The organism is Methanomassiliicoccales archaeon (genome assembly GCA_014361295.1).
In the GTDB taxonomy this organism is placed as follows: domain Archaea; phylum Thermoplasmatota; class Thermoplasmata; order Methanomassiliicoccales; family JACIVX01; genus JACIVX01.
This window is the reverse complement of record JACIVX010000029.1, coordinates 1-4680: the sequence shown is the minus strand read 5'-3', so window position 1 is coordinate 4680 and position 4680 is coordinate 1. Positions and strand designations below refer to the sequence as shown.

Here is a 4680-nt window from a genome sequence, read left to right as displayed (position 1 = left end):
GATCTCTGCTGAAGGCTGGAAGCTTGTCGACCGTGCACCGGTGCGGTTCATCCGACATGGCCGGATAACACCGATTCCAGAGCCGCGGCGCGGTGGTTCTTGGAAGAATGTCATAGAACTACTTCGACTGAGCGATCATGAGAGCATCATCCTGACGCTCTCCTGGATGCTCCAGGCCGTATGGCCGCATGGTCCGTACGTGCACCTGGTCCTGGAAGGAGAGCAAGGCAGCGGTAAATCGATGCTCGCTCAGATGCTGAAGCTCATCACAGATCCATCGGACCATCTCCTAAGGCGACCACCGAGAGATGAGGAGGATCTGTTTGTTGCAGCGAGAAACGAGCGGATTCTCTCTTTCGACAACCTGAGCGGAATTCAGGACTGGCTCTCAGACGCTCTCTGCTGCTTTTCCACGGGCGCGACCTACTCTAAGCGCCAGAAATACACCGACTGGGAGGAAGCCGCCATCTCGGTACGCAGGCCGTGCATTCTCAACGGCATCGAGGCCATACCTTCAAGGCCTGATCTACTGGATCGAACAATCGTTATCAATCTGAAACCGATATCTGTGGAGCACCGGCGGAGTGAGGCTGGGCTCCTCCAGGCTGTGGAGGCATATCTTCCAGAGATCTGGTGCCTGCTTGCGGATGCGGCTTCAGCAGGACTCAGAAACCGCGATCGAGTGCAGAAGGAACTTCACGGACGGCTTCCACGCATGGCGGATTTTGCGATCTGGATCTCTGCATGTGAGGAAGTCATGCCGTGGAGCCGTGGAGAGTTTCTTGATGTATACACGAAGAACCGCACCGCCGGCCTGTCTGTTTTAATCGAGAGCGATATCCTGGCCTCTGCTGTTGTGGATCTTGTGCACCAAGAGGCGTTGAAGGAGCGGTGCTTCGAAGGCACGGCAACACTGCTGTATGAGGAGCTGACGCAGGTGGCAGGCGTGGACAGATCGAGACCGCCGAAGGGATGGCCTGCTAATCCCAATTGGATGATGCGCCGACTCAAGCGAATGGCACCGGCTCTGAGAGCGCACGGCGTCGATATCGAAGATCTGCGCGACGAGAAAGGCGCAAAGATGATAAGAATCTCTTTAAACGCCCTGATTTCAAAACAGAGCTCTCCGTCGACATCGTCGATATTTGTCGACATCAAAAACGATAGCACTGAACGACATGATCGACATGATCGACATTTTACCTCAAAAGTCCTAAAATCAGGGGGGTTAGGAAGTGCGAGGGTGCTAAAGACGGACTTTGAAGGTAAAATGTCGATCATGTCGCAAAATGTCGACGGAGATAGCGATTTTGATGTCGCCAAATGTCGCCAAATGTCGCCGGATAGCGATTTATCAAAATCAGCATCGGGTGCACCTGTAGAGGGGAGGGGTGGGGATGGTGGTGGAGCTGGAGGAGCGGGATGCGGCTCTCCTGGAGACGGAGGAGGAGATGCGACGAGCACCGAACCTGCAAGCTTGAATGATCGCATCTCGGAACTCATGCGGCGTGGAGATCTCAGCGAGCTGGACATGCGTATCATAGAATGTCTCAAAAACCGCGCAGCTCATGGTGCTCCAGCATTCGAGCTCTCGCAAAAACTCGGTGCGTCCCCTGCAGTGGTGATGGAGAGTCTGAAGAAGCTTGCAGCATTCGTGTTGGTGCAAAATCGTGGCCGCGATCCGAAGGAATCCTTTGACGGCGATCACTGGGTGTTACGGCCAACTTGAATTCACATTATCCAAAATTTTCTCATCGAGCCTGTGGAGAACTTCGAAAAATTTTTGACGAATATCACAGGTATATCAACGCACTTGTGCACGTGTGAGGATCGCTAGCGGTCGTCTCGAATGTTTTTTTGATTTTAATTCGACTCGTCGAATGAAATAGTTTTTGGCGCATTCCATCAGGATGATACGCACCAAAAGAGCTGGATTCATACATCATATGGAACGACTGAGCTGGTAAAGAGGACTTTTGATCTGAAGTGGTGCATGGAGGAACTTCTCTAAAATTATGAGAAAATGTAGCGCGGCTCAAGGAGTATAACATGTCTAAAGAAATTTCAAAGAAACGGCTTTTATAAACCGTGTATGATATAACCGTAAAATATTTATACTAATACATATAGGACATGTACGAAAAAAAATCAAGTGCTTAGGTGATTGTATGAAGAGTATCAGATCGACTAGATACAGACCAGTCCATGCATCGAATAAAATAAGGCACTGCTACTTTGGTGTTAGAGTCACTCCTGAAATGCGTGATCAGCTCATCCAGCTCGCACGTGAAAGGAACATATCGATTAGCGCTATCATCAGAGAAATGCTAGCTGCGAAAATCGAAGAGTATGAGAGAAAAGGCCTGACAGATGCAAGTGCTTAGGTGATTTTCATGAACAAGACATCTGCCAGTCGTTCCTACAAGAATATTGCAGTGACGTCCGGATATATAAAGAATGCTGATCGTACAGATGCGAACAAGTCATCAAACACCGTTCCAACCGCGTTTTATGGCCTCGGTTTTGTGCTTATCGAGGCTGGAAAGAAATATCCACCGACAGAGAAAGGATGGCAGAATAAACCGCATAGCTTCGAGAAAGCGCAGCGGTGGTGCAAGAAAGGCAATATCGGTATTCTTGTCAATCATCCGCACGCGGTGCTTGATCTGGATCATCCGGATGCTGTAAAAGATCTCCAGATACCAGAAACGACAGCGTGGGAGACCAGACCAGGCAGGCTGGCATATCTCGTGCGATGGAGCGAGAGCGAGACAGAGATCGCTCAGATTCTGCAGGGAATCGGAAAGAAACAAGATATCGCACAGATCAAGCTGTATCGAAATGGCGCTCATGTGGGCGAGATCAAGCTGCAGCGAACGTACCAAGTCATCCCCCCCTCGTGGAAGTCGGTTGATGGCGTGCGGATCGACTACAAGATGGTCCAGGACATACCACCGGCCACAGTCTCGTTTAAGTGGCTTGTGGAGGAGCTTCAGCGGCTTGGTATCTCATTCTCCGAAAACAATATCGGTAAGGCTCGACTGGATGCGAATATCGAGCGGCTGCAGAACGTACAGCGCGAAGTCGTGTTAAGAGCCGACGGTCTGCAGAAGATCGCTGAGGACTGCCTGCAGACAGCGATCGAGCGCGGTATCGCAGGATGCCGGAACCGCACCGGCTTTGAGCTCGCTTGCCTGCTGCGTAATTATGGAATCGATGCATCCACCGCTAGCGAATATATGCTTAGGTACCAGCAGGCAGTGCGTGATCGAGGCGATCATGAATATACACGTGATGAGGCTCTAAAGAGTCTGAAAAGCGCTTATCAATCTGATCCCCCACAGAAAAAGGTAGCACTGAAAGACCAGTTACTTAATGAAATTTTAGAAACCGTAGAGTTATGGCATGATGGTGCAGGAACTGGTTACGTATCCTTCTTCATCAACAGCGGCTTCGCTAGTTATCCTGTAAAATCCGCACCATTCAGGCATTTTCTCACAAGAAAGTTTCATGATAAATTCGGAAAGACGCCACGAAAAGAGGATATTTTATCTATCGTGGATCTGCTGGATTCAATAGCAGCGAGCCGCGAAGTACACAAAACGTATCTTCGCATAGCGGAACATGACAACAAGATCTATATCGACCTTGGACGGTCTGACTGGAAGATCCTGGAGATCTCTGCTGAAGGCTGGAAGCTTGTCGACCGTGCACCGGTGCGGTTCATCCGACATGGCCGGATAACACCGATTCCAGAGCCGCGGCGCGGTGGTTCCTGGAAGAATGTCATAGAACTGCTTCGGCTAAGCGACAGAGAGAGCATCATCCTGACGCTCTCTTGGATGCTCCAGGCCGTATGGCCGCATGGTCCGTACGTGCACCTGGTCCTGGAAGGCGAACAAGGCTCTGGAAAATCGATCCTAGCTCAGATGCTGAAATTAATCACAGATCCGTCAGATAATCTCCTCAGGAGACCACCGAGGGACGAGGAGGATCTGTTTGTTGCAGCGAGAAACGAGCGGATTCTGAGCTTCGACAACCTGAGCGGAATTCAGGACTGGCTCTCAGATGCGTTATGCTGCTTTTCCACGGGCGCTACATACAGCAAACGACAGAAGTATACGGATTGGGAGGAGGCCGCCATCTCGGTACGCAGGCCGTGTGTCCTCAACGGAATCGAGGCAGCCCCCACGAGACCGGATCTGCTGGATCGCATCATCACAATCTCATTGAAACCAATTTCGAGCTCAGATAGACGCTCAGAGGCTGAGCTGATTAGCGCCGTGGAGTCATATCTCCCAGAGATCTGGGGGCTACTCGCTGATGCTGCCTCTGCAGGGCTCAGAAACCGCACCAGAGCGAAGGAGAGGCTGCGTGGCCGGTTGCCAAGGATGGCTGACTTCGCGATCTGGATCGCTGCATGCGAGGAAGTCATGCCCTGGGATGAGGGCGACTTCCTGGAGGCGTACGAACGAAACCGCTCGGAGAGCATGAACACGCTGATCGAGAGCGATATTTTGGCTTCGGCTGTGGTCGAGCTGGCTCGGCAGGAGGCCCTGAAGGAGCGGTGCTTCGAAGGCACGGCAACACTGCTGTATGAGGAGCTGACGCAGGTGGCAGGCGTGGACAGATCGAGACCGCCGAAGGGATGGCCTGCTAATCCCAATTGGATGATGCGCC

3 protein-coding genes are annotated in these 4680 nt (G+C 51.6%); all 3 read left to right on the top strand.

Going from position 1 to position 4680, the window contains the following annotated elements:
• The coding region (locus tag H5T41_10670; protein ID MBC7109223.1) for a hypothetical protein at nt 1–1729 on the top strand (1729 nt) is incomplete at its 5' end.
• A gap of 439 nt (nt 1730–2168) precedes the next feature.
• Nucleotides 2169–2384, top strand: coding sequence for a ribbon-helix-helix protein, CopG family (locus H5T41_10665; protein MBC7109222.1), 216 nt, complete (start codon nt 2169–2171; stop codon nt 2382–2384).
• Nucleotides 2385–2393: 9 nt separating this feature from the next.
• Nucleotides 2394–4680: bifunctional DNA primase/polymerase (locus H5T41_10660; protein ID MBC7109221.1), on the top strand; the 2287-nt coding region annotated here is incomplete at its 3' end.